Source organism: Streptomyces sp. NPDC050147 (genome assembly GCF_040660195.1).
Lineage (GTDB): Bacteria > Actinomycetota > Actinomycetes > Streptomycetales > Streptomycetaceae > Streptomyces.
This window is the reverse complement of record NZ_JBFALJ010000037.1, coordinates 21,827-45,540: the sequence shown is the minus strand read 5'-3', so window position 1 is coordinate 45,540 and position 23,714 is coordinate 21,827. Positions and strand designations below refer to the sequence as shown.

Annotated in this window: 15 protein-coding genes and 2 tRNA genes; 11 read left to right on the top strand and 6 right to left on the bottom strand. The window is 71.0% G+C overall.

Features of this window, described 5'->3' with window-relative positions; all coding sequences use genetic code 11:
- The gene (gene ligD / locus AB0I94_RS38565) at positions 1–1,014 is read left to right on the top strand and encodes a non-homologous end-joining DNA ligase (protein ID WP_363314465.1); all 1,014 of its coding nucleotides are present in this window, start codon (positions 1–3) and stop codon (positions 1,012–1,014) included.
- A gap of 74 nt (positions 1,015–1,088) precedes the next feature.
- Here the strand turns inward: ligD and AB0I94_RS38560 are convergent, their stop codons facing one another.
- Both AB0I94_RS38560 and AB0I94_RS38555 read right to left on the bottom strand, forming a co-directional pair.
- Positions 1,089–3,296 (bottom strand): family 16 glycoside hydrolase, encoded by a 2,208-nt coding sequence (locus tag AB0I94_RS38560; RefSeq protein ID WP_363314464.1) that lies wholly within the window; start codon positions 3,294–3,296, stop codon positions 1,089–1,091.
- The gene (locus AB0I94_RS38555; RefSeq protein ID WP_363314463.1) at positions 3,293–5,707 is read right to left on the bottom strand and encodes a ThuA domain-containing protein; all 2,415 of its coding nucleotides are present in this window, start codon (positions 5,705–5,707) and stop codon (positions 3,293–3,295) included. The genes AB0I94_RS38560 and AB0I94_RS38555 overlap by 4 nt, the downstream gene beginning before the upstream one ends.
- 344 nt (positions 5,708–6,051) lie before the next feature.
- Between AB0I94_RS38555 and AB0I94_RS38550 the strand changes: the two genes are divergently transcribed.
- Positions 6,052–7,101: a multicopper oxidase domain-containing protein gene (locus tag AB0I94_RS38550; RefSeq protein WP_363314462.1), complete on the top strand. Its 1,050-nt coding sequence runs from the start codon at positions 6,052–6,054 to the stop codon at positions 7,099–7,101.
- Positions 7,102–7,391: 290 nt separating this feature from the next.
- On the opposite strand, the gene AB0I94_RS38545 is transcribed toward AB0I94_RS38550, so the two are convergent.
- The gene (locus tag AB0I94_RS38545; RefSeq protein ID WP_363314461.1) at positions 7,392–8,360 is read right to left on the bottom strand and encodes a hypothetical protein; all 969 of its coding nucleotides are present in this window, start codon (positions 8,358–8,360) and stop codon (positions 7,392–7,394) included.
- A 150-nt stretch (positions 8,361–8,510) separates the two neighbouring features.
- Here AB0I94_RS38545 and AB0I94_RS38540 point away from each other — a divergent pair, with 150 nt between their 5' ends.
- The 3 genes from AB0I94_RS38540 to AB0I94_RS38530 all read left to right on the top strand — a co-directional run bounded on the left by AB0I94_RS38540 (position 8,511) and on the right by AB0I94_RS38530 (position 11,729).
- Entirely contained in the window at positions 8,511–10,133 is a 1,623-nt protein-coding gene (locus tag AB0I94_RS38540; RefSeq protein WP_363314460.1) for a GMC family oxidoreductase N-terminal domain-containing protein, read from the top strand.
- A gap of 84 nt (positions 10,134–10,217) precedes the next feature.
- On the top strand, positions 10,218–11,237 hold the full coding sequence (locus AB0I94_RS38535) for a LacI family DNA-binding transcriptional regulator (RefSeq protein WP_363314459.1): 1,020 nt from the start codon (positions 10,218–10,220) through the stop codon (positions 11,235–11,237).
- Between the two features lie 249 nt (positions 11,238–11,486).
- A complete protein-coding gene (locus AB0I94_RS38530) occupies positions 11,487–11,729 on the top strand; it encodes a chaplin (protein ID WP_363314458.1) in 243 nt (80 codons plus the stop codon).
- Between the two features lie 109 nt (positions 11,730–11,838).
- Here the strand turns inward: AB0I94_RS38530 and AB0I94_RS38525 are convergent, their stop codons facing one another.
- The gene (locus AB0I94_RS38525; RefSeq protein ID WP_363314457.1) at positions 11,839–13,065 is read right to left on the bottom strand and encodes a glycoside hydrolase family 64 protein; all 1,227 of its coding nucleotides are present in this window, start codon (positions 13,063–13,065) and stop codon (positions 11,839–11,841) included.
- 223 nt (positions 13,066–13,288) lie between these two features.
- Here AB0I94_RS38525 and AB0I94_RS38520 point away from each other — a divergent pair, with 223 nt between their 5' ends.
- Positions 13,289–14,083 carry a VOC family protein gene (locus AB0I94_RS38520; protein ID WP_363314456.1) on the top strand — a complete coding sequence of 265 codons (795 nt, stop codon included), beginning with the start codon at positions 13,289–13,291 and terminating at the stop codon, positions 14,081–14,083.
- Positions 14,084–14,280: 197 nt separating this feature from the next.
- Positions 14,281–14,520 carry a WhiB family transcriptional regulator gene (locus tag AB0I94_RS38515; RefSeq protein ID WP_363314455.1) on the top strand — a complete coding sequence of 80 codons (240 nt, stop codon included), beginning with the start codon at positions 14,281–14,283 and terminating at the stop codon, positions 14,518–14,520.
- A 105-nt stretch (positions 14,521–14,625) separates the two neighbouring features.
- Here AB0I94_RS38515 and AB0I94_RS38510 read toward each other — a convergent pair whose 3' ends face one another.
- On the bottom strand, positions 14,626–17,097 hold the full coding sequence (locus tag AB0I94_RS38510) for a hypothetical protein (RefSeq protein WP_363314454.1): 2,472 nt from the start codon (positions 17,095–17,097) through the stop codon (positions 14,626–14,628).
- A gap of 128 nt (positions 17,098–17,225) precedes the next feature.
- On the opposite strand from AB0I94_RS38510, the gene AB0I94_RS38505 reads away from it, so the two are divergent.
- The 4 genes from AB0I94_RS38505 to AB0I94_RS38490 all read left to right on the top strand — a co-directional run bounded on the left by AB0I94_RS38505 (position 17,226) and on the right by AB0I94_RS38490 (position 22,575).
- Positions 17,226–17,297: transfer RNA gene (locus AB0I94_RS38505), tRNA-Ala, on the top strand.
- A 30-nt stretch (positions 17,298–17,327) separates the two neighbouring features.
- Positions 17,328–18,809, top strand: a complete 1,482-nt coding sequence (locus tag AB0I94_RS38500; RefSeq protein ID WP_363314453.1) for an SDR family oxidoreductase — start codon at positions 17,328–17,330, stop codon at positions 18,807–18,809.
- Positions 18,810–19,096: 287 nt separating this feature from the next.
- Positions 19,097–19,169: transfer RNA gene (locus tag AB0I94_RS38495), tRNA-Trp, on the top strand.
- Positions 19,170–19,221: 52 nt separating this feature from the next.
- A complete protein-coding gene (locus AB0I94_RS38490) occupies positions 19,222–22,575 on the top strand; it encodes a hypothetical protein (protein WP_363314452.1) in 3,354 nt (1,117 codons plus the stop codon).
- 67 nt (positions 22,576–22,642) lie between these two features.
- Here the strand turns inward: AB0I94_RS38490 and AB0I94_RS38485 are convergent, their stop codons facing one another.
- Positions 22,643–23,614, bottom strand: coding sequence for an acyl-ACP desaturase (locus AB0I94_RS38485; RefSeq protein ID WP_363314451.1), 972 nt, complete (start codon positions 23,612–23,614; stop codon positions 22,643–22,645).
- Between the last annotated feature and the right edge of the window lie 100 nt (positions 23,615–23,714).

The window sequence follows — 23,714 nt, the reverse complement described above, 5'->3', positions numbered from 1 at the left end:
ATGGGTGGTAAAGCGGTGGAGCTCGACGCGGGCGGGCGGACGGTGCGGCTCTCCAGCCCGGACAAGGTCGTCTTTCCGGAGCCGGGCTTCACCAAGCTGGACGTCGCCCGCTACTTCCTCGCGGTCGGGGACGGGATCGTCCGCGCCCTGCGGGACCGCCCCACGACGCTCCAGCGCTTCCCGGACGGGGTCACCGGCGAGTTCTTCTACCAGAAGCGTGTCCCCAAGACCCACCCCGACTGGATTCCCACGGCCACCATCGCCTTCCCCAGCGGCCGCACCGCCGAGGAGATGTGCCCCACGGAAGTCGGCGCCGTCATCTGGGCCGCCCAGTTCAACACGCTGACCTTCCACCCCTGGCCGGTACGGCGCGGCGACACCGACCACCCCGACGAACTCCGCATCGACCTGGACCCGCAGCCCGGCACGGACTACGCCGACGCGGTCCGCGCCGCCCACGAACTCCGCGCCGTCCTGGACGAGTACGGCCTCCAGGGCTGGCCCAAGACGTCCGGCGGACGCGGCCTGCACGTCTTCGTGCCGATCGAACCCCGGTGGGACTTCAGCGGGGTGCGCCGGGCCGTGATCGCCTGCGGTCGCGAGCTGGAGCGCCGTATGCCGGACCAGGTCACCACCGCGTGGTGGAAGGAGGAGCGGGGCGAGCGGATCTTCGTCGACTACAACCAGGCCGCCCGAGACCGCACCATCGCCTCCGCCTACTCGGTGCGGCCACGGCCGAACGCCCCCGTGTCGGCGCCGCTGCGCTGGGACGAGGTGGACGACGCGGTGCCCGAGGACTTCGACATCGGCACCATGCCCGAGCGGTTCGCCCAGGTCGGCGACGTGCACGCGGACATGGAGAAGCACGCCTTCTCCCTGGACGCGCTCCTCGAACTCGCCCGCCGGGACGAGCGGGACCACGGCCGCGGCGACCTGCCCTATCCGCCGGAGTACCCGAAGATGCCGGGCGAGCCGAAGCGGGTTCAGCCGAGCAGGGCCAGGCACGAGGACTGACGCGGTGGGAAGGCCGACGGCCCCCGCGCCCGAGTCGGGGCGCGGGGGCCGAAGCCGGGCCGGTCAGAAGCTGACTACAGCTCCTTGATCCTGATGTCCCGGTACGAGATCACATCCGTGACCCCGTGCACCTGGAGCCCGACGTAGCCGGACGAGTAGCGCCGTCCGTCCGTGCCCGGGTCGTCGCCACGCGGCGGCGTGAAGACCTGGCCGCCCGTGTTGTCGAACTCGTTGATCAGGACGCCGTTGCGGTAGATCGAGTAGTGCTGGTCCACCACCTTGATCTCGTAGTCGTTCCACGTGCCCTTCGGGGTGACCCCGGCGCCGCCGAGACCCACCCGGTCGAAGCCGTAGATCGACCCCGTCTTGTACATGTCGCCGTCCATCCGGTCGAGCATCTGCACCTCGTGCCCGTACTTGATGGCGACCCACTCCGGACGCGACTCCTCCGGGTGGTCGTGGACCTGCGGGAAGCGCACGAAGGCGCCACCGTTGGCGTTGCCGTTGCCCGGCGCGTCGTCCCGCCACTGGAGCCTCAGCGAGAAGTCGCCGTACTTGCGCTCGGGGAACCACAGCATGCCCATGCCCTGGACGGTGGTGCTGCTGGTGATCGAACCATCCGGGTTCAGGCCGAACTTGCCGCCACCCACCTGCTCCCACTTGTTCAGGGAGTCCTGGGTGCCGTCGAAGATCTTGCGGTAGCCCTCGGTCTGGCCGGGCTTGCCGATGCCGGACTGCTTCGCGGCGCGATTGATCTTGTTGTACTCGCGCTGGTCGATCTCACCCGCCCTCAGGAGCTTGTCCGTGACGCTCTTGACGTGCTTGAGGAAGAGCGCGTGGGACGTCCACTCCTTCTCGTCCTCGATCAACTCGTTGATGCGGCACCGGTTGTTGGTGACGCGGTTCGGGATCCCCGTGTCGACCGTGCCGACGATGACCGTCAACCGCTCGTCGAACTCGGGGCAGTTGGGGGCGGGAACCCCGCCGCCCTCCGCGACGGTGAAGGACGCGTCCTTGGCCGCCGAGGTGTTGCCCGCCTTGTCGCTCGCGCGGTACGCCACCGTGTGCCGGCCCACGCGGTCGACGACGACCGGGTCGGTGTAGGCGAGGTACGGGCCTCCGTCCAGGGAGTACTCGACCTTGTCGACGCCGGAGTCGGCGTCGGTCGCGCTGACCGTCACCTTCGCCTTGCCGACGTACGCGCCGTCCGAGTTCTTGTCGCCCTCGACCTTCGCGGTGGTCTCCGGCGGCGTCTTGTCCTCGACCGGCGGCGTGACCACGGCGAACTCGACGGCCTTCTCGGCCGCCTGGTTCCCCGCCTTGTCGGACGCGCGGTAGCGGATCTTGTGCGCGCCCGCCGCGTGGACCATGACCGGCGCGGTGTACGCCGTCCAGGCGCCGCCGTCACCGACCGCGTACTCGATCCTGTTGACGCCGGAGCCGGTGTCGGACGCCGTCACGGTGACGGTCGCCATCCCGACGTACTCGCCCTTGTCGTTCTTCTCGCCGCTCACCGTGGCCGAGGTCTCCGGCGGTGTCTTGTCGTCGGTCGACGGCGGGACCACCGTGAAGTCGACGGATTTCTCCGCCGCCACGTTGCCCGCCTTGTCGCTCGCGCGGTAGCGGATCTTGTGGGTGCCGACCTGGTCGACGACCACGGGCGCCGTGTACGGCTGCCAGGCGCCGTCGACGCCGACCGCGAACTCGGTCTTGTCGACGCCCGAGCCCTCGTCGGTCGCCGTCACCGCGACGGTGGCGGAACCGACGTAAGCGCCGTCGGAGTTGGTCTGCCCCTCGACCTTGGCGGCCGTCTCGGGCGCCGTGGTGTCCTCGCCGCCCCCCTCGGTCACCACGAGGATGCCCTGCATCGCGCCGTGGCCCGGGATCGTGCAGTGGTAGCGGTACCGGCCGGGCGACAGAGTGACCTCCGCCGTGTGCTTGCCGCCCTGGTCGTCGTTCGGGTTGGCCAGGATGTTCAGCGGTACGTCGTTGTTGTACTCGGGGTCGGAGACGTCGAACGTCAGCGTGTGCGGCATGCCGGTGGTGTTGCCGGTCGCCTCACTGTTCTCGAAGACGATCGTCGTCGCGCCCGCGACCGCCGTGGCGGGCGCGGAGGTGTACTTGTCGATGTCGTTGCCCGCGGTCCAGGTCAGTGTCCGGGCCGCGGCCCGGCCCGGGTTGTCGGGCTGGCTCGCCGCCGTCGACGTCAGGCCGAGCACCATCAGGAGCGACGCGAGAAGCGCCGTCCAGAGTCTTCGCTTGCCTACCGCGGGTATCGTCATCCCGCCCTCCTTGCCAGGTCCTTGGCGGCCGGTGTGGCCTCGCCGCCCGAGTAAGTGACGCGCCACAGCGCCGACTTGGAGTCCGAGGTGAAGAAGCCGCGACCGTAGTCGAGGACGTAGAGCGAACCGTCGGCGGCGAACTTCCAGTCCATGAGGTTCTTGATGCCGTCGTTGCCGATCGGGATGATCTTCTTCAGGGATTCGGCGTGCGTGGGCAGGCCGCCGCTGCCGACCGTCTTCGGGTCGGTCAGGACCGCGTGCCGGGGCTGGTCGGCGTCGTAGAAGTCACCGACGAACCACTTGCCGTCCCAGTACGAGGGCCACTTGTCGGCGCTGGTGCTCGTGGCGTCGTGGCGGTAGACCGGGCCGTTCATCGTGGCCTGGCCGCCGCCCTTGAGCCACGGCAGGAGGATCTTCTGCTCCGACGTCTTGTAGCTCGGGACGCCGTTGGCGTCACGCGGGTAGTCGACGCCGCCGCCCTGCGGCGAGTACCAGATGTTGTTCGGCTCGGCCGGCGGGATGTTCACCAGACCGTCGTTGTTGGGCGACTCGTTCTTCAGGTTCTTGCAGTCGTACCAGCCCAGCGGCTTCGTCGGGTCCGGCAGGTTGCGGTCGCGGTAGGGCTGGTTGTTGCCCATGCAGTACGGCCAGCCGCGGTTGGAGGCGTGGGTGATCGCGGCGAACGTGTCGTACTTCGCCGGGCCCCACGTCGTGGACGGCTCACCGGCGTCCGGGCCGACCCAGCCCGCGTAGAGGGTGTCGGTCTTCTTGTCGACGGAGATGCGCGCCGGGTTCCTGACGCCCATCACGTAGATCTCGCCGCGCGTCTTGCCGCCGCCCTCGTCCGGCTCCTTGCCCGTGAAGAGGTTCCCCTCAGGGAGCGTGTACGTCCCGTCTGGCTCCGGGTGGATGCGCAGGATCTTGCCGTTGAGGTTGTTGGTGTTGCCCGCGGTGCGGCGGGCGTCGGCGAAGGAGACGCCCTTGAAGTTGGGCTGCGGGTTGTTGCCCGAGTATCCGTTGCTGAAGCCCGAGGAGTTGTTGTCGCCGGTGGCGATGTAGAGGTTGTTCTTTGAGTCCCAGGCCATGCCGCCACCCGCGTGGCAGCAGCTGTGGATCTGGACCGGCCACTTGAGCAGGACCTTCTCGCTGGCGAGGTCCAGCTTGTTCGTGCTCTGGTCGAGGGTGAAGCGCGAGACGTAGCGCTCGGCCATGTGCGTCTCACGGTTGATCTTCGAGTGGGGTGTGTAGTGCAGATACACCCAGCCGTTCTGCTCGAACTTCGGGTCCAGCTCGATGCCGAGCAGACCTTCCTCGACCTTGATCAGCTCATCGCCGCCGCCCTTGTTGCCGAAGACGGTGAGCGCCCCGGCGAGCGTCGACTTCTTGGTCTTGGGGTCGTAGACGTGGATCTCGCCCTTGCCCTTGCCGATGTCGGGGTTGTTCCAGTCGGTGATGACCGGCTGCGAGGAGTCGGCGCCGCCGCGGCCGATGTGGAAGACGCGTCCGTCGGGGGCGGTGACCAGGCCGTGCGGCTCGCCGATCTGGTCGTTCTGTCCCGGCTGGTTGGCCTGGGTCAGGCGCGTCGCCTTGTAGTTGGCGTTGATCGTCGCCTTGCAGTCGGCGCGCGCGATGCGGGTCGTCCAGAGCAGGGCGCCGCGCAGGTGCTGACGGAAGTCCGTCTCGTCGTACGAGGCCGCCGTGCCGCCCATGCCGGTGTAGAAGGAGCGCCCGCCGTCGTAGTCACGGCACCAGGAGACCGGGTGGTCGGCGCCGTTCTTGCTCGCGCCCGGCTCGTACGTCGACTCGCGTACGCGGGCCACGGTGTGCACGTCACCGGACGGGTTCTTGGTCCAGTTCAGCCACTGGTCGGGGCGCTTCCACTGGAGGGGCAGGTCCTTGGTGGCCGGATTCTCCCGGTCGCCGACCTCGACGGTGGCGCGCTGTACGTTCGTCGGGCTGGAGTCGGCGGGGCGAGCGCCGATCAGTCCGGTGAACCAGTTCGAGTACGGCTCGGCGCGGGCCGCGTCATGGACGCCGAGGAAACCGCCGCCCGCCTCCATGTAGGCCTCGAGGCCCGCCTCCTGCTCGGGGTCGAGGACGTCGCCGCCGCCGGTCAGGAAGGCGATGGCGTTGAACCTGCCGAGCTTGGTCTCGTTCGTGAAGACCGCCGGGTCGTCCGTCGCCTCGATCTTGAACCGCTGGGCGGCCGGGCCCGACAGTCCGATCTTCTCGATGGCCTCGATGCCGGCGTTCACGACGGGCGACTCGTCGCCGCCCGCCGCGGAGCCGTGGAAGACCAGGACGCGCACGTTCGCCTGACCTGGCGGCGACGGCAGGGACATCGTTGTCAACGGTGGCTCGGGATAGGGCCGCGCGGTCGCGGCCTGTGTGGAGAGCGCGCCGGTGACCATGACCCCGGAGATCAGGGCGGCGGCCCAGGCGCGGCGTGAGCGGCTCCCGTTCCGCTGTCGGCTTCGGTCGTGGCGGTTCGGTCTGCGTCTGACTCTGCTCAACCCTCGTACAGCCAAGGGCTCTTGATGCGGTGTGAGCCGCATGAGTACACCCACCCCTCGTCGGTCACAGCAACAGGCGCGGATGAAGCTAGACCTCTTTCCGCCACTCGCCAATAGGTACGGACGGAATTCCGCGAACTTTGTCCTGCGTGTGGATAAACGAAGATCCCCCCGATACCGTGTGGCCGTCTCGGGGGCCACCTGCGCCCCGTCAGTCTCCGTACCGCAGTGGGGAGTTCGGCATGGACAGACGGAGCTTCAACCGGCGGATGCTCGTGGGCGGGGCCGTCGCGACGGCTGGGGTGACATCGTTGTCGCTGGCCGGCGCGCCCGAGGCGAGCACGGCCGAAGGGCCCAAGACCGCCCCCGCGGGCGGCGAGGTGCGCCGCATCAAGATGTACGCCGAGAAGCTGCCGGACGGGCAGATGGGCTACGGCCTGGAGAAGGGCAAGGCGTCCATCCCCGGCCCGCTCATCGAGCTGAACGAGGGCGACACCCTGCACATCGAGTTCGAGAACACGATGGACGTGGACGCCAGCCTGCACGTGCACGGCATGGACTACGAGATCTCCAGCGACGGCACCAGACACACCCACAGCCATGTCGAGCCGGGCGGCAAACGGACCTACACCTGGCGCACCCACGCGCCCGGCCGCCGCAAGGACGGCACCTGGCGTCCGGGCACGGCGGGCTACTGGCACTACCACGACCACGTCGTCGGCACCGACCACGGGACGGGAGGCGTGCGCAAGGGGCTCTACGGCGCGCTGATCGTGCGCCGCAAGGGCGATCTGCTGCCGGACAAGACCTTCACGATCGTCTTCAACGACATGACGATCAACAACAAGGCGGGCCACGACAGCCCCAACTTCGAGGCCACGGTGGGTGATCGGGTCGAGTTCGTCTCGATCACGCACGGCGAGTACTACCACACCTTCCACGTCCACGGTCACCGCTGGGCGGACAACCGCACGGGCTTGCTGACCGGCCCCAACGACCCGAGCCAGGTCCTCGACGACAAGATCACCGGGCCGGGCGACTCGTTCGGCTTCCAGGTCATCGCGGGGGAGGGGGTGGGCGCGGGCGCCTGGATGTACCACTGCCATGTGCAGAGCCACTCCGACATGGGGATGGCGGGGCTCTTCCTGGTGAAGAAGGCGGACGGGACGATCCCGGACTACGAGCCCCATCATGCTTCGGCCGCCAAGAAGTCCGGTGGGTCGGGCGATTCCGGTGGGTCGGGCGACTCAGATGGAGCCAAGTCCGGGGCGTCCGGGCACGATCACGGCTAGAGGTCGCGCAGGGCCTTGATGAGATCGGGCACGGTTCAGGCCCTTCTGGCGGATCTCCGCGGATTCGCGACGCCCGGCACCCCCCCCTCGCCGCACGGCACAGAGGGACAGGTGGATCCGCCACATGACCCTTCGCACCGCATTCCCCCAGGCTTCGGCAGGGGGAGCCCAGGGCACGCACCGAACGCCGCTCCTTCTCCCACGGAGATCCGTCAGAAGGGCCCTGGGCTCCGTGCGCCGGGCGCCCGATGAGGACCCGGCGACCGACGACGCGCGTGCGCCGAGGGGTGTCACACGCCGGGTGCGCTGATGTCGAGAACGGTCCACGCGGTGTACGGATCCTCCTGTACGTAGACGCGCGGGCCACGGCTGACGGTCCTGCGGTGCCCGAGTGGCCCACCGCCGGGCCCGACGAGCCGCCCGGACGCGTACGGCCGGAGCTCTTCGGGCCGGAGCTCTGCGTCCACGAGCCGGTCGCGCTCGTCGCCGTACCCGCCGATGAAGGTCACCCGGCCCTGGTGCACGGCCAGCGCGGTGGCTCCCTCCAGCTCGTTCGCGTGCTGCCGGACCGCGCCGCCGGGGCGGACCTCCAGGAGTGAGAAGTCGTCGTAGGCACAGACCCAGACGGCCTCCTCGGCCACGTTGAGCGCGTAGCAGTCGTAGATCTGGCTCGCGCCCTCCGCCGCCTCGTACGCCCACAGGGGTTCGCCTTCGGCGCTCCAGCAGCGGAGGCCCGGGTGGCTGAGCTCGTCGTCCCCGAACACTCCTTCGTCGAAGTAGCCGACCCACAGCCGCCCGTCCCCATCGGCCAGCAGGTCCTCGACGGCGTCACCGACGCGGAAGGCCCACGACTCCCGCCCGAGCACGTCGAAGATCTGCACGTGCTGCTCCGACCGGCGGCTGCGCGCGTCCGCGACGACGAAACCACCGTCGGGCAGAGCGTCGATCAGCGGGAAACGGGCCCGCACCGCGCTGAGTTCCGTCGCGTGGTCCCGGCCGTCGGTGTCGACGGTGACGACCACCGCGTCGTACGGCTTCATCGCGCCACGTCCGGGGCCCGGCTCGCGTGCGGCGAGAAGCCAGTGGGCCCGCCCGAAGGCGTCGACGGTGCTGTGCGCGATGTGGTGGTCGTGGAAGCGGCGCGGCAGTCGCGCGTACGGGGTGAGCGGCGTTTCCCGCGTGCCGGGCCGGGAGCCGGTCCCGGTGCGGTCCGCGGTCGGCCGCGTGCTCTCCTCGGTGTCGCCCTTTCTGTTCGTCATGTGGAGATCGTGTAGGACAGGCCGATCCTCGCGCCATCCCTTTACCCGGAGGACCACGTTGGGTGTACTCCTTGTACGCCTCATCCATGCGCGGAACCCGTACGTCCCCTGTGCGCACCCGGTCGTGAACCGCCAGTCAAGGGAGCCGAGTTGAGCAAGGACAGCGTGTACGACTACGTCATCGTCGGTGCCGGTTCCGCGGGATGCGTTCTCGCCGCGCGGCTCTCCGAGGACCCCGCGGTGCGGGTGGCGCTCGTCGAGTCGGGGCCACGCGACCGGAAACCCGAGATCCGGATCCCGGCTGCCTTCCCGAAGCTGTTCAAGACGCCCTACGACTGGGACTACTCGACCGTGAAGCAGTCCGCGCTCGACGGCCGCGAACTGTACTGGCCGCGCGGCCACACCCTGGGCGGCTCGTCCTCGATGAACGCCATGATGTGGGTGCGCGGCCACCGCGACGACTACGACGCCTGGGGCGAGGCAGCGGGGCCCGAGTGGTCCTACGACGCGCTGGAACCGTACTTCCGGCGCGCGGAGCGGTGGACGGGCGGGGCCGGTGGGGGCGGTGCGGGCCGCTCCGGCGGGGCGAGCGGCGACAGCGTGTACGGCAGCGACGGGCCGCTCTGGATCTCGCCGCCCCGCACCCTCAACCCGACCACCGGCGCGTTCCTCGACGCCTGCCGGGAGGCGGGTCTGCGCGAGCTGACGGAGCTGAACGAGCCCGACCACAGCGGCTTCGCGCTCACCCCGGTCAACCAGCGCCGCGGGCGCCGGTGGAGCGCCGCCGACGGCTATCTGAAACCGGCCCGGCGGCGCCGCAATCTGCACGTCCTGACCGAAGCGCGGGTCCGCAGGCTGGAGTTCGACGGGACGCGCGTGGCCGGGGTGATCGCCGACGGCGTCCCCGGGAAACTGATAGCCCGCCGCGAGGTGCTTCTGTGCGCGGGCTCCATCGGCTCGCCGCAGCTCCTCCAGGCCTCCGGCGTCGGTGACCCGGACGACCTCGCGAAGGCGGGCATCGAACCACGCGTCGAGTCCCGGGGCGTGGGCCGCCACCTCCAGGACCATCTCGCCTACGCGATCACCATGCGCTGCCCGGAGCCCGTGACGCTGACCGGCGCGGACTCCCTCGCCAATGTCGGCCGCTTCCTGGTCGGCGGGCGGGGCCCGCTCACGTCGAACGTCGGCGAGGCCGTCGCGTTCATCAAGACGCGGACGGAACTGGCGGCCCCCGACATCGAGTTGGTCTACGCCCCCGTTCCCTTCGTCCACCACGGCCTGATCCCGCCCACCGAACACGGCATCACGATCGGCGTGGTGCTGCTCCAGCCGGAGAGCGAGGGACGGATCACGCCGAGGGGTCCCGGCGTCGGCTCCGCGCCCCTCATCGACCCCGGGTACCTGACGGCGGAGGCCGACATCCGCACGCTCGTCGCCGGGGTGCGCCGCGCCGAGGAACTTCTCGCCGGGCGCGCCCTCGCCCCGTACGTGTCGGGTCCGCTGGCGCCGCATCCCGGCACGGTCGACGACGCGACGCTGGCCCGGACGATCCGCGGGGCCTCGGAGACGCTCTACCACCCGGTCGGCACCTGCCGCATGGGCGACGACGACGCCTCCGTCACCGATCCGGCGCTGCGGGTGCGGGGAGTGACGGCGCTGCGGGTCGTGGACGCCTCGGTCATGCCGCGGATCACGCGCGGCCACACGCACGCCCCCACGGTGGCGATCGCGGAGAAGGCGGCCGAGCTGATCAGGGCGGGCGCGCGCGGGTGACGCGGGCAGGGGGACATCTCCCTGCCCCGCCCACCGGTCGTATCCTGACCGGCGCACCAGCCAGCCGCCCCCGAGGAGCCCCACGTGACCGAGCCGCCGAGCGCCGCCCCGCGCCCCACCCTGGAGGCCGTGGCCGCCCGAGCCGGAGTCTCGCGGGCCACGGTGTCCCGCGTCGTCAACGGCGACGCCGGAGTACGCGAGATGCTGGCCGAGAAGGTCAGGCAGGCGGTCGACGAGCTCGGCTACGTCCCGAACCGCGCCGCCCGCAGTCTGGTCACCCGCCGCCACGACGCGGTCGCCGTGGTGATCGCCGAGCCGGAGACCCGGGTCTTCGCCGACCCTTTCTTCGCGCTTCAACTGCGGGGCATCAGCAAGGAGTTGACCTCCCGCGACGTCCAGTTGGTGCTGCTGCTCACGGAGGGGCGGGACGACCACGAGCGGGTCGGCCGCTATCTGGCGGGTGGCCATGTGGACGGCGCGCTCGTCTTCTCCCTGCACCTGGACGATCCGCTGCCCGGCATCATCCGGGGCGCGGGGGTGCCGACGGTGTTCGGCGGCCGTCCGGGGTGGCCGGAGGGGACGGTGACGTCTCCGTACGTCGACTGCGACAACCGCGGCGGGGCGCGGGACGCGGTCCGCCACCTGCTCTCGCTGGGCCGCTCCCGCATCGCGCACATCACCGGCGCGCTCGACCAGACGTCGGCGGTGGACCGGCTTGACGGCTTCCGCGACGTCCTGCCGGAGGCGGGAGAGAGGTTCGTCGCACAGGGCGACTTCACCCCGGCGGGCGGCGAACGCGCGATGCGTGAGCTCCTGGACCGCGTCCCTGACGTGGACGCGGTCTTCGCCGCCAACGACCTCACGGCGTCCGGAGCGCTCCGGGTGCTGCGGGAGCGGGGGAAACGGGTGCCGGAGGATGTCGCGGTGGTGGGCTTCGACGACATGCTGGCCGTGGCCGAACAGGCGGATCCGCCGCTGACGACGGTGCGCCAGGACATCGAGGAGATGGGCCGCCTGATGGCCCGCATGCTCCTGACACGCGGCGAGCTCCCGCCTCAGAGCGTGGTGCTTCCGACGGAGCTGGTGCGGAGGGGCTCTGCGTAGGAGACCGGGTCCTGTCGGCCGCTTCCGTGTCGGCCGCTCCCGTGGTTCCGGCAAGGTGTCCTGTCGGGCCACGGCCTCCTCGCTCCCGCGGCTGTCGGTCCCTTCTTCGCCCGGACGCCGTCCCGGCACCCGGGCTGTTCATCCCACTAACGGGTGCCCTCGTTCCCCCGCACGGGCCATCCGCGTTTTTGGCGGGCCGTCGCCCGGGTGAGGCTCGGTGCAGCACTTCCACTCACCGGAGGTAACACCATGCGCAAGTGCGCGATCCTGGCAGCAGCGGCGTTCGCCGCGGTCACCGTCATCGGCGGGGCCGGCTCCGCAGTCGCCAACCCCGGCCCCGGCGCCTACGCCGAGGGAACGGCCAAGAACTCACCCGGCGTCCTCAGCGGCAACGTCGTGCAGGTACCCGTCGGTGTCGACGCCAACGTGTGCGGCAACACCCTGAACGTGGTCGGGCTCCTCAACCCGGCCGAGGACAACTTCTGCAAGTAGGCCTCCGGACCGGCGGGCGAGCCCTGCCGGAACCGGACCCGCCCCGCCGCGATCAACTCGCGGCGGGGCGGTGTGTGTGGGGGGGAGGTGGGGGAGGAGCGCCGGGAGGTCAGGAGCCGACGCTCACCGTGAAGCGGCGCGGGTTTCCGTCGTGTGCCGCACCGGACACGTCAGGCTCGCCGTCCGGCCGGACGTCGTCGTACGGGAACGCGTAGCCGATGGGCGAGTTCGCGTGCACCACACGGGCCCAGTGGTTGGTCACGTCACCCTTGTAGTAGTCCCCGGCGCCCGCCCCGTTCGGCTGCTCCGCGTGTGTCAGCATGATGCTCCGGTTGAACCCCGCAGCGAGCCGCGCGAGCAGGCCCTTCTTGTCGTCGGAATCTCCGGGGTTGTTGGTGAAGGGGCCGTGGTTGCAGGTGAAGATGTCCTTCGACGTCGGCTTGGGGAACGTGTGCCCGCCGTTGAACGTGAGGGTGTCGCCGCTCACCCGGCCCGTGAACACGCCCCGGCCGCCCTGCAGGTCGATCTTGAGGTCGGTGCTCCGGTACTTCTCCCACGCCTGGTCGATATAGCTGTTCCACACGTCCCGGAAGGGCATCTCGGCGGGGCGGTCGAAGTACGGCGCCATGAGATTCTGCGGCGAGATGACCCGGAGTACGTCTCCACCGTCCCCGCGGATCACCAGATCGCCCCAGGGCTGCCCGTCCTTCTCCCCCTGGGCGACGAGGTCGGAGGCTATCTTGCCGACCGCGCCGTCCGGCAGCGGGGCAACCGTGTGTGTGGCGTCGCCCTCCAGGGTCAGGCCGATGGGGAGGGCCGTGACGAGGTCCACGTAGCTGATGTTGGCGTACAACTGTGTGCTGTTGAAGGTGAATTCGCAGAACGACCAGGTGCGCCCGTAGTTCGCGTCCTCCTTGGTCGCGAAAGCGGGCTCGACCAGCGAAGGACCCGGGTTCAGGAAGAAGTCCAGCTTGTCGTCCCGCACGAAGTAGACGCGGGCGCCGTACATCTGAGGCAAAGTCAGAACCTTGGGGGCGGAGCCCGCCGCGCCGAGCGGAATCGCGCAGTCGACGGGCAGCGGAGTCTGCGGGGCCGAGGGTGAATCGGGCCGGTAGACGCCCCCGTCCGGCTTCAGCAGGACCCAACGGTCGGTGCCCTGCTCGTGACCGGTGACGTAGGCCCGGACCTCACCGGGCAACGACTTGTTCCGCAGGGCGAGTTCGCAGGTCGCGGGCGCGGCCTTGGCGCCGGGGCTGAGGGCGCTTCCCCAGACGGGATAGGTGAGGGCTCCGGCGGCGCCGGCGGCAGTGGACAGGAACACTCGACGCGAAATCACGGAAGGTCTCCCGGGATGTGTGTGGGGGGATGTCATGCGGCCGTGGGGGGTGGTGGCCGTGTGGTGCGACCACTGTCGCGTCGGCCAAATCAGCCGTCAAGAGTTGTGACTGAGAGCGCTCTCAGAATCTTGGTTCTTTCACAAGATGGCAGCGTGCGCGCACTGTCAGTGCCGGGTGCCAGACTCGGAAGGACGGCAGAGAGATGCGACAAAGGAGTCGATCATGCTCAATACCCGTTATGCCCAGGGCGCCCCCACGTGGGTGGACCTCGGCACCCCGGATCTCGAAGGAGCCCATGCCTTCTACCGCGCGCTCTTCGGATGGGAGTTCCAGTCGGGCGGCGCGGAATTCGGTGGATACGGCATGTATCAGGCGGACGGAAAGACCGTGGCGGGCGCCATGACCGTCACCGCCGACCAGGCACCGGCGGCCTGGACGCTGTACTTCAAGACGACGGACGCCGACGCGACGGTGAAGGCGGTCGAGCAGGCGGGCGGCAGCACGGTGTACGAGGCGATGGACGTCGGAGACCTCGGCCGCATGGCCGTCCTCAAGGACGCCCAGGGGGTCGGCTTCGCCGTGTGGCAGCCCGGCACGAACAAGGGCCTCGACCTGGTCGACGCCCCCAACAGCCTGTGCTGGACCGAGCTCTGCAGCCCGGACATCAGGGCGGCCCAGGAGTTCTACGCCTCCGTGTTCGGCTGGGGCGCCACCACCCAGGCCTTCGAAGGCGGTTCGTACACGATGGTGCACCCCGCGGGCGGCGCCGAGGACGACATGTTCGCCGGCCTGTGGCCGCTGTCCGCCGCCCCCGAGGAAGCCGAGGCCGGGCCGTACTGGACTCCGTACTTCCAGGTGACCGACATCGACGCGGTGCTCGCCGAGGTCGAGCCCGCCGGAGGCACGGTGCGGGTGGCCCGCATGGACCTCGCGGGCGTCGGCAGCTTCGCCAAGCTCGCCGATCCCTTCGGGGCGCGGTTCGCACTGATGCAGCCGGAGGCGCCGACCGCGGGCTGAAGCAGTGGGCGAGAGGCCGGGAGCAGCGTGTGCGGGGCCGAGGCGGAGAGAGCCTCGGCCCCCGTGGCGCATGAGCGCGCCCATGAGCGTTTCGCCTCGGTCCCCGCGGGCGAGCCGGAGTAGCCTGAAACGGCGACTGTCGCGGCGTTGATCGTTCGTTGATCTCCTGTTTCGCCCGCCCTGCCAGCATCGGCGGCATGCAGATCGACATGACAGCCGAGCCGGAACTCGCCTGGCAGGAGCAGGCCCTGTGCGCCCAGACAGGATCCGAGTTCTTCTTCCCCGAACCGGGCAGCTCGGTGCGCGAGGCCAAGTACATCTGCCGGCTCTGCGAGATGCGCCCCGCGTGTCTCGAGTACGCCCTGGCCCATGACGAGCGGTTCGGCGTCTGGGGAGGCCTCTCGGAGAAGGAGCGGCTCAGCCTCAGACGCACCTGACCCCTCACGGGCACACGGCCGCGCCCACCCCAGGGTGTACGCGGCCGCACTGACCGCAGGGGTACGCGGCCACGCCGACCTCAGGAGGACGCGGCGGCGCGTACGTCAGGCGTAAGTGACCGTGAACCTCCTCGTCCCCGCCGGAATGTGTACGTCGTCCCCCGTCACCGTCAGGTCGCGGCCGTCCGCCGTCACCGCTCGCACCGGGCCGAACCGGCACGGATAGACGTACCGCACCCGTTCCGGTGACCGCGTGATGTCCACGCTCACCTTCCGCTCGCCCGCGTCATGGGTGAGCCGGTAGCCGAAGGGCGCGCCGAACAGGTTCGGGGCGTCGTCGACGGCCACCGTCGCTCCGTCCGGCACCCAGTGCGGGCGTATGCCCGGAGCGATGTAGAGATGCGGGTCGCTGTCCTCGTCGGCCTCGAAGAAGAGGATGTCGCGGATCAGGAGGAGATACTCCGCCGCCGCCCAGCCGTGCGGGATGTCCCCCATGTACCAGGGGCGGGAGGGGACTTCGCGGAAGTCCGAGGCGATGGGGAAGGCGTGCTGCTCGTTCCACGCGCCGAGCGCCACCACCCGTTCCTCGGTCCGCGGCAACGACGCGCCGACGATCCAGCCGAGCAGCGCGTCCATTCGCGCGGCGTCACCGGCCAGCAGGTAGGCGTGGGCCAGCTGGGTCGTGAGGTAGGGGCCGTAGGTGTTCCACGCCGCCTCGTGGCGGTACCCGCCGGTGACGAAGTGCGCGTACATCGTGTCGAGCGTCCAGCGGGCCGCCCGGTCGATGTCCTCGCCCAGTTTGCTGCCCATGTGCAGCCGCAGCGGATGGAAGAACGCCGCCGTGCCGATCATCGTCGAGTCGAGCCGTCCGACGTCGCCGGGCCCGGTCGGGATGTACGTCTCCCAGGCTCCGCGCCTGCGCTGCTCCTCCAGGACCCAGCGCACCGAGGCCGCCGTGGCCCGTTTCAAGTCGTCGAAAGCGCCCCAGAGTTCGGGCACGTCGGGGGAGCCGAGCCGCTCCGCGAGCCGCGCGGCCTCATAGAGACCGGCGAGGCCCCACAGGTCGTCCCAGTAGTGCGGCTTGTCGCGCTCACCGACGTGCTCGGCGCTCCAGCCGCTGTGCAGCAGGCCGTACTGATCGCGGTTGTCCCGCAGCCACCGGGCGCCGTCGATGACGTACGGCGTGTAGAGCTTCGCGCCGAAGGCGGTGGAACGGCCGTGCGTCCGGTCGAATCGGCCGATCGCCCACAGCGCCTGCCCGTTGCTGTCCCACTCGCGGTCGTCCTTCTCGTGCGGCCCGCCGTAGAAGCCGTACTCGGCACAGGGCCCGATGCGGCCCGAGCCGCGGTTGAACTTCAGCGGGTAGTGCGTTCCCAACTGGTGCTCCGCCAGCGACGCGTCGCCGACCAGCGAGCACGCCGTGGCCTCGACGGAGGAGTCACGGATCCAGAAGGAGTCGTACACCGTCGGGCCCGGATGGATCTCCCCGTGGTCGGAGAGGATCAGGAGCTGCGAGCGGCACTGGTGGAACTGGTCGACCAAGTGAGCTACGGGCTGCGGCAGTTGCGGCTGCACGCCCTGGTCGATCAGTTTGCCCGTCCAGAACACCCGGTTGGCCTCCTCCAGATCCGCGGCAGGCGTGGCCTTGATCTCCGCCAGATCGGCGGCTCCGCTGTAGAGGTCGACAGGAAGCCGCACGTCGAGCTCGAACAGCTCGTCGTCGGCGATCCGGTAGGGCCAGGCGAACGCCGCGCTGCACAGCCCGGCGATCTGGTCCTGCGCCTCCAGGGCGCCGTTGAGCTTGCCGCCCGTGACGAGGTCGTGGAACGGGTTGCTGGTGAGATAGAAACCCGGGTCGTACGTGAACTCCGAGTTGCCGTAGACGCCGTACTGGTCGGGGGCCGTGTCGAACACCGGGCCCCAGCCGGAATTCGTCTCCACCCGTCCCTCGCCCGGCAGATGGCGCAGGAACGTCAGACGCCGGTCGGTGATCTGGCGGCCGTTGCGGTCGTGGCGCTGGAAGCCGCTCGGCCCCGCCGGCATGACGGCCGCGCACAGCCAGCCCTCGCGCGGCTGCCCGGTCGCGCTGCCCACGGTCAGGCGGGTCACGACGAGGTCCCGCTCCCGGGGTCCGACGACCGTGCCGAAGGTCCGCTGCACGAACTCGGTGCCGTCAGCGGTGCGGAACGTCGTCAGGACCACCGGCAGATGGGGCGCCTCCATGCGCTGGCCGAGAGTCCCGGCGTCCGTCAGCTGCGGCAGATGGACGGCGCCGGTCGACGGCGAGTAGAGGAAGAAGGACAGGCAGTACTTGTCGTAGACCGGCTCGATCTCGCCCGCCTGCCCGATCAGGGACTCCTGACGGTGATCCTTGACGCCCACCATGTGCCAGTAGCGGTACAGGGCGTTGGAGGCGAAGGCGGCCTCCTTGGATTCGTACGTTCCCGAGTCGAAGTCGTCGCTCCAGTGCCGGAAGGCCGCCTGCGCCCACCACGGAACGGGGTAGGGCACTTGAGCCCGTCCCGCCCAGCCTCGCCACATGACCTCGTAGAACATCCATTCATGGGCCTGTGCCATGGGTTCACCCCCGCTGCCCACCGTTGCACCAGGGCGGGCAGTCGTAAATCGGTTCGGCACGGCGGTCCTCGCGCGGTTAGGCTCCGGGAGCGCGGGCGGACCCAATACCGCTGGTCCGCGCGTGTGCGGGTCCTGTAGAGCAGAGGCAGACTCACCGCCATGGCATGGCGGATACGCCGGTTCGAATCCGGTCGGGACCACGAGCAGACGGTACGGGCGGGGCGGGACGGATGAGTGAGAGCGGCGGGAACGGCGAGGCGATCAGCGAGGCGGAGCTCGCCGTCTTCCACGATGTGGTCGGCAGGCTCCGCGAGCTGCCGGTCGACGATCCCGTACGGCTGCGGGCCGAGCAGGTCGCCGCGTCCTTCGCCCGCGACGGACGGCTGCGCAGGCGCAAGGCACGAGGGGCCGAGCTCTCCGCGGCCGACGCGGCGGTGATGGCCGCCACCGCCACCGGGGCGGACGACCGACGTGAGGACGCGCCGCTGGTGGCCGAGGGCGCTTCGGGTGCTCCGGTAGTTCCGGGTGCCGCGGGTGCCGCGGGTGTAGCGGGTGTCGTCGGGGTTTTCCGGAAGCCGCGGCCCTGCTACGTCTGCAAGGCGTCGTATCGGCAGGTCGACTCCTTCTACCACCGGCTCTGTCCCGACTGCGCCGCCGACAACCGTGCCCGGCGCGCGCTCACCACCGATCTGAGCGGGCGCCGCGCGCTGCTCACCGGCGGCCGTGTGAAGATCGGCTTCCAGCTGGCCCTGATGATGCTGCGCGACGGCGCCGAACTCCTGGTCACCAGCCGCTTCCCGCACGACACCCGGCGGCGCTTCTGTGCCGTGCCGGGCAGCGAGAAGTGGCTCGACCGGCTCACCGTGCTCGCCGTCGACCTGCGTGACCCGCGCCAAGTCCTCGGCCTGTGCGATGAGTTGCGGCAGGAGGGTGAACCGCTGGACATCATCGTCAACAACGCGGCGCAGACGGTGCGAAGGCCGCCCGAGTCGTACGCGGCGCTCACGGCGGGGGAGTGGGCGCAGCTGCCCGCCGGGGCCCGCGGCGCGCCCGGGTTCCTGCCGATGGCGGCGCTGGAGGGCTCGGCCGCGACGCGGGGCGCACTCGCTCTCGTCCTCAGCGAGGACGGCCTCCTGGGCGAGGCCGGCACCCTGGGTGAGACCGGCCCTCCGGTCGAGTCCGCTGCCCTGCGCGTGGCCGACGAGGCGGGCCTGCTGCGTGATCCCTCGCCGGAGAACTCCTGGTCGGCCCGGCTCGGTGACCTCGACCCCGCCGAGGTCCTGGAGACCCAGCTGGTCAACGCGCTCGCTCCGGCGCTGCTCTGCGACCGGTTGCTGCCGCTGCTGCTCGCCTCGCCGCGCCCCCGCACGTACATCGTCAACGTCACGGCGGTCGAGGGCCGCTTCGCGGTGCGCAACAAGACGGCCGGGCATCCGCACACCAACATGGCCAAGGCCGCCCTGAACATGCTCACGCGCACGAGCGCCGCCGAACTCGCCGAGCGCGGGGTGCACATGTGCGCCGTCGACACCGGCTGGATCACCGACGAGAACCCGGCACCGAAGAAGGACCGCATCGCCGGCGCGGGGTTCCGCACGCCCCTCGACGTGGTGGACGGGGCGGCCCGTGTCTACGACCCCATCGTGCGGGGCGAGGCGGGCGCGCCGCTCTCGGGTGTCTTCCTCAAGGACTACCGGGAGGCGGAGTGGTGAACGGACCGCCCGAGGCACCGCGGTTCGCCGGTGTGCCCCGCGTCGACCCCCGCCCCGCCGCCGAACTGGCGCCCCTCCTCGCCACATCGCGGCACGCATCAAACGCCGCCTCGCCGCATACAGCGCACACATCCCGGCACCGACGACCCCACCGGACGTGGCGGCGGTACGCAGCGTGCACCGCTGAGGCCGCGACGCGACCCCGGAACTCCGGAACCGCAAAACCCCGGAAGCCCGGAACCCCGGAGCCCTGAGCCGGCCCAGGGCTACTACGATTCATCTCAAGGCGGGGCGTAGCGCAGAGGCTGTCGCGTCGGTCTCCAAAACCGGAACACGCTGGTTCGACTCCAGCCGCCCCGCCCCCTTCGCCATTCGCTGTCCCCCGACCGGTCTCGCCGGGCAGAATCCGCGCATGGCACCGCACGAGAAGACCGCCGCCCAGTACTTGCTCTCCGACCTCGATCCACTGCCCTGTCCGCGGCGGGTGCGGGAGATCGCCGAGAGCGCCCGGGACTTCGCGAGGCGCGGAGCGCTGCGGTCCGTTCTGGCGGAGCTTGAGCGCGGCGGCCCGTACGAGCGCGGGGTGGCCGTCCTGCTGGCCTGTGCCGGTGGCGACGCCGAGTGGACCGGGGCGCGGCTCGCCGACCCCGACCCCTTCGTGCGGGGGCACGCGCTGCGGGTCGCGGAGAGCCATGGGGTGCCGGACACCGCGTTCGAGGCCGCTTTGGACGACGCTCCCGAGGCGGTGCGGCGGCAGTTGCTGCGGGCGATCGTCGCCGGGCGCCGCACCGCGCTCGCCGATCGCGTCATCGACCCGCTGCGCCGGCAGTGGGGTGACGCAGAGGCGGCCAGACTGCTGCCCGGTTGTTCACGTCCCGTGGTCGAGCGGCTGCTGCCGGGGCTCTTCCATGCCGTACGGGGCTGGCGGCCACTGGCGAGGCGGCACGCGGGAGTCCTGCTCGATGTCGCGGCGCGCGAGCTCGAAGTGCTGCCCGACGCACTGCGGGACGCGTGGTGGCAGCGGTACGCGACAGGGGTCGCGGCCGTCACGGAGGCGGAGCCGACCCGGGTGCTTGACCTGCTGGACCGGTTCGCTCCCAGTGCGTTCCCGCTTCGACTCCACGCGCGCCTCGGGGTGATGGCCGATGCCGCGCCCGGGCGTGTCCTGGCGATCCTCTCCGGGAGCTGGGGGTGGTCCCTGCGGCGCAGCGGCGCGCTGACGGCATCCGTGCTGCGCAAGCTCGCCCGCTCCGGCGCCCCCGAACTCCGCGCGTACGCCCGGGCCGTCGCCGACGAGTCCGGCGACCTCGCCCGGCTGATGCGCGCCCACCCGCCCGCGGAACGCGCCGCCGTCCACGCGCGTGCCGTCGAGGGGCGCGGCGCGGGGTTCGTCACCGTCGACGAGGTCATCCTCGGCGCGCTGCCGCGCAGCGCCGTGGCCGAAGAGGCGCGACGGATGGCCGCACGGGCCAAGGAGCACGGCGAACACTGGAGCGCGGTGCTGTTCGCGGAATCCTTCCTGCCCTGCGCAGAGGTGCGCGACCGGCTCGTCGCGGCGACCCGGCGGCCCGCCGCCGAGGACCGCGCGCAAGCGTGGCCGCTGCTCGTCCGCAACGCCGCGCGGTCCGGCGAGAAGGCCCAGGTCACCGCCGTACTGGAAGAGATGACGCGGCTCGCGAACGAGCAGAATTCCGTGCGGTCCGCGGCCCTGAACGCGCTGGTCGATACCAGCCCCGCCCTCTTCGGAGCCGAGGCCGAACCGCTCCTCGACCGCATCTGCGCAGACGCCGTCGCGGCCCGCGACACCTCGCACGCCACCCGCGGCAGCCTGAGCCGGCTGGCCGTCACCGTACTGCGTGAACACGCGGCGGGCGGGCGGCAGGAGTTGGTGAACTGGGCGCTGCGCACGCTCGTCCGGATCTCCGGGAACACCGGAGGCGCCGACCTCGGACACCTGGACCACACCCTGCGCCGTGGCCAGGAGCACGACGTGTTCGCGGCGCTGCGCCCCTGGATCGAGGCGGGCGCCGAGAAGGCCGACTACAGCCTCGCCTTCGCACTGGCCCGCGCGGTCGGCCGACGTGCCGCCGGGATGCGGGAGCTTCAGGAACTCCTCTGGCAGGCCATCCGGTTCGGCGACAACGCGACGGTGTCGAGGGCGGTCGACCTGTGGCTGGAGCCACCGGCGACCCGTGATGAACGCGTCGCCCGCGTCCTGGCGCAGGAGCCGTCGACCGGCGTGCTCACCCCGGTCCACTCCGTGCTGTGCTCCCGCCGCACGGACCTGCTCGACCAGCTCCTGGTCGACACGCCGCCGTACGGACGGTTCCTCACCAAGGGCGCTGCCTGGACCGTGCCGGCCGACGCCCACCAGATCCGTCGTTGGCTGCCGCGCCAACAGCAGGCGCTGGCCAGGCGGTTGGAGCGGGCCGCGGGTGACGCCGGGTTGCCGAAGTGGGACCGTGCCGCGGCGATCGCACGCGGCGTGAGCCTTCCCGGCGCGGGGGAGGATTTCGTCCGCCGCTGGACCGGATCGTCCGACACCGTGCTCGCCGAGGCGGCCATCGGCGCCCTCGCCCACACCTCGCGGCCCGGTGACGCGCTGCCCGAACTCCTCGCGCACGCGGGTGGCGAGCGGGCGCGGGTCGCGGTGTACGCGGCCACGCGGGCGTCACGTCATGTCGCGCCGTCCCGGCTCGCCACCCTGTTGCGGGAGGTTCTGTGCGGGCCCGGCAAGAAGGTGACGAGCCGCAAGGAGGCCGCGCGTCTGGCCGCCGTACGGCTGCCCGCGCCCGAGGCGGCGGCGCTGCTGGGCGACGCCTACGAGACGCCGGGCGCCCACCGCGACGTACGGGCGGCGTGTGTCGCCTTCGCGGGCGGGCTGCTCGGCGAGGAGCGGGTGTGGGGGCTGCTGAGGGACGCGGCCGGGGGCGAGGCGGTGCTGCGGACGGCCGTGCTGCGGGTCCGGCCGCTCGACCTGGCGCAGGAACATCGGGAGCCGTATGCGCGCCTCGTGCGCGAGGCGGTCGGAGCCGGTGACGACGAGGCGGCGGGCCAGGCCCTCGCCGCGCTGGCGCGGTGGGCCCCGTGGTCGCCGGACGCGGCGCCGGTCCTCGCGGACGCGGTCGCCGATCTCGACCGGCGGGCCACGTGGCAGGTGGCCGCGCGGGGGCTGGTGTCGGCGGCGGCGACGGCACCGCGTCGCGGCGAGACGTTGTGCGGAGCCCTCACGGCGCTGGCGGCTACCGCCGTGCCCGCGTCGCCGGACCGGGATCTGCCCGCGCGGCGGCGGATCGAGTACGTGGCCCGGGCGCTGGCCGACGGGGGCGAGGTGTACCGGACAGCTGCCCTGAAGGCGGCCGAGCTTCTTGCCGGGTACGAAGAATTCGTGCCGCAGGCCGCTGAGATGCTTGCCGGCGCCGTCGCACTGGACGGCGAACCCGCGGAGGTGGCGGCAGCGCTGTCGCGACTGGCCCGGCTGCACGAGGGGCGGCCGGCGATGGCCGTGCGGACGGCGTCGACGCTGGGCTCGCGCCTCTGCGACACGGAGGCCGCGGGCGAGGTCGCCGCGCTGCTCGCGGTGGCCCGTCACCTCGCCGGGGACGGCGGCCACGCGTCCGGGCTCTTCGCGGTGACGGCGCTGAAATCCTGCGGGGAGCGGGACGGCTGGGCGGCCCCGTCGCGGAACCTGCTGGCGTCCCTGCGGGGGCACGCCGTCCCGGACGTACGGGACGCGGCGCTGTCGGTGTGCACGTCGGACGAGTGACGGTGGGGCCGGCGGACGGGTGGGCGGGGAAGAACCCGCCCACCCCGCGGCCCGCGGGGCAGGGGGCCTACTTGCCCCGTGCGGCCATCCGCGCCTTGCGGGCGGCGAGCTTCTCGTCGAACTTGCTGGCCTCGGTGTCCAGGCCGTTCATGTAGAGACCGAGCTCCTCCTGCGCCTTGAGACCCTCGGGGCCGAGCCCGCCGATCTCCATGACCTTCAGGTACCGCAGGACGGGCTGGATCACGTCGTCGTGGTGGATGCGCATGTTGTAGATCTCGCCGATCGCCATCTGCGCGGCGGCCCGCTCGAAGCCGGGCATGTTGTGGCCGGGCATCCGGAAGTTGACCACGACGTCGCGCACGGACTGCATGGTCAGGTCGGGGGCGAGCTCGAAGGCCGCACCCAGGAGGTTGCGGTAGAAGACCATGTGCAGGTTCTCGTCGGTGGCGATGCGCGCCAGCATGCGGTCGCAGACCGGGTCGCCCGACTGGTGGCCGGTGTTGCGGTGCGAGACGCGGGTCGCGAGCTCCTGGAAGGCCACGTACGCGACCGAGTGCAGCATCGAGTGGCGGTTGTCGGACTCGAAGCCCTCGGCCATGTGCGCCATGCGGAACTGCTCGAGCTTGTCCGGGTCCACGGCGCGCGAGGCCAGGAGGTAGTCGCGCATCACGATGCCGTGGCGGCCCTCCTCGGCGGTCCAGCGGTGCACCCAGGTGCCCCAGGCGCCGTCGCGGCCGAAGAGGGAGGCGATCTCGTGGTGGTAGCTGGGGAGGTTGTCCTCGGTCAACAGGTTGACGACAAGGGCGATCTTGCCGATGTCGGTCACCTTGGACTGCTCGGGCTCCCAGGCCTCGCCGTCCTCGAAGTAGCCGGGGAAGTTCCGCGCGTCGGAGAACGGGACGTACTCGTGCGGCATCCAGTCCTTCGCCACCTTCAGGTGGCGGTTGAGCTCAGTCTCGACCACTTCTTCCAGGGCGAACAGCAACCGGGCATCGGTCCAGTCGTCCGTGCTGCCGAGATGAGGAGAGGTGATCGTCACAGGGGCTCCAGGGGGACGGGAGTTTTTTACGGATTACGTGCGTAGGGGTTACGCGGTAGCACGAGCGGGTGCTACCTACCTACGGTCTCGTAGGTTACGT

Bases quoted from the DNA above. Each gene is read 5' to 3' on its own strand.
- ligD (WP_363314465.1), top strand. From the start codon at position 1: ATGGGTGGTAAAGCGGTGGAGCTCGACGCGGGCGGGCGGACGGTGCGG.
- AB0I94_RS38560 (WP_363314464.1), bottom strand. From the start codon at position 3,296: ATGACGATACCCGCGGTAGGCAAGCGAAGACTCTGGACGGCGCTTCTC.
- AB0I94_RS38555 (WP_363314463.1), bottom strand. From the start codon at position 5,707: ATGGTCACCGGCGCGCTCTCCACACAGGCCGCGACCGCGCGGCCCTAT.
- AB0I94_RS38550 (WP_363314462.1), top strand. From the start codon at position 6,052: ATGGACAGACGGAGCTTCAACCGGCGGATGCTCGTGGGCGGGGCCGTC.
- AB0I94_RS38545 (WP_363314461.1), bottom strand. From the start codon at position 8,360: ATGACGAACAGAAAGGGCGACACCGAGGAGAGCACGCGGCCGACCGCG.
- AB0I94_RS38530 (WP_363314458.1), top strand. From the start codon at position 11,487: ATGCGCAAGTGCGCGATCCTGGCAGCAGCGGCGTTCGCCGCGGTCACC.
- AB0I94_RS38520 (WP_363314456.1), top strand. From the start codon at position 13,289: ATGCTCAATACCCGTTATGCCCAGGGCGCCCCCACGTGGGTGGACCTC.
- AB0I94_RS38515 (WP_363314455.1), top strand. From the start codon at position 14,281: ATGCAGATCGACATGACAGCCGAGCCGGAACTCGCCTGGCAGGAGCAG.
- AB0I94_RS38510 (WP_363314454.1), bottom strand. From the start codon at position 17,097: ATGGCACAGGCCCATGAATGGATGTTCTACGAGGTCATGTGGCGAGGC.
- AB0I94_RS38500 (WP_363314453.1), top strand. From the start codon at position 17,328: ATGAGTGAGAGCGGCGGGAACGGCGAGGCGATCAGCGAGGCGGAGCTC.
- AB0I94_RS38490 (WP_363314452.1), top strand. From the start codon at position 19,222: ATGGCACCGCACGAGAAGACCGCCGCCCAGTACTTGCTCTCCGACCTC.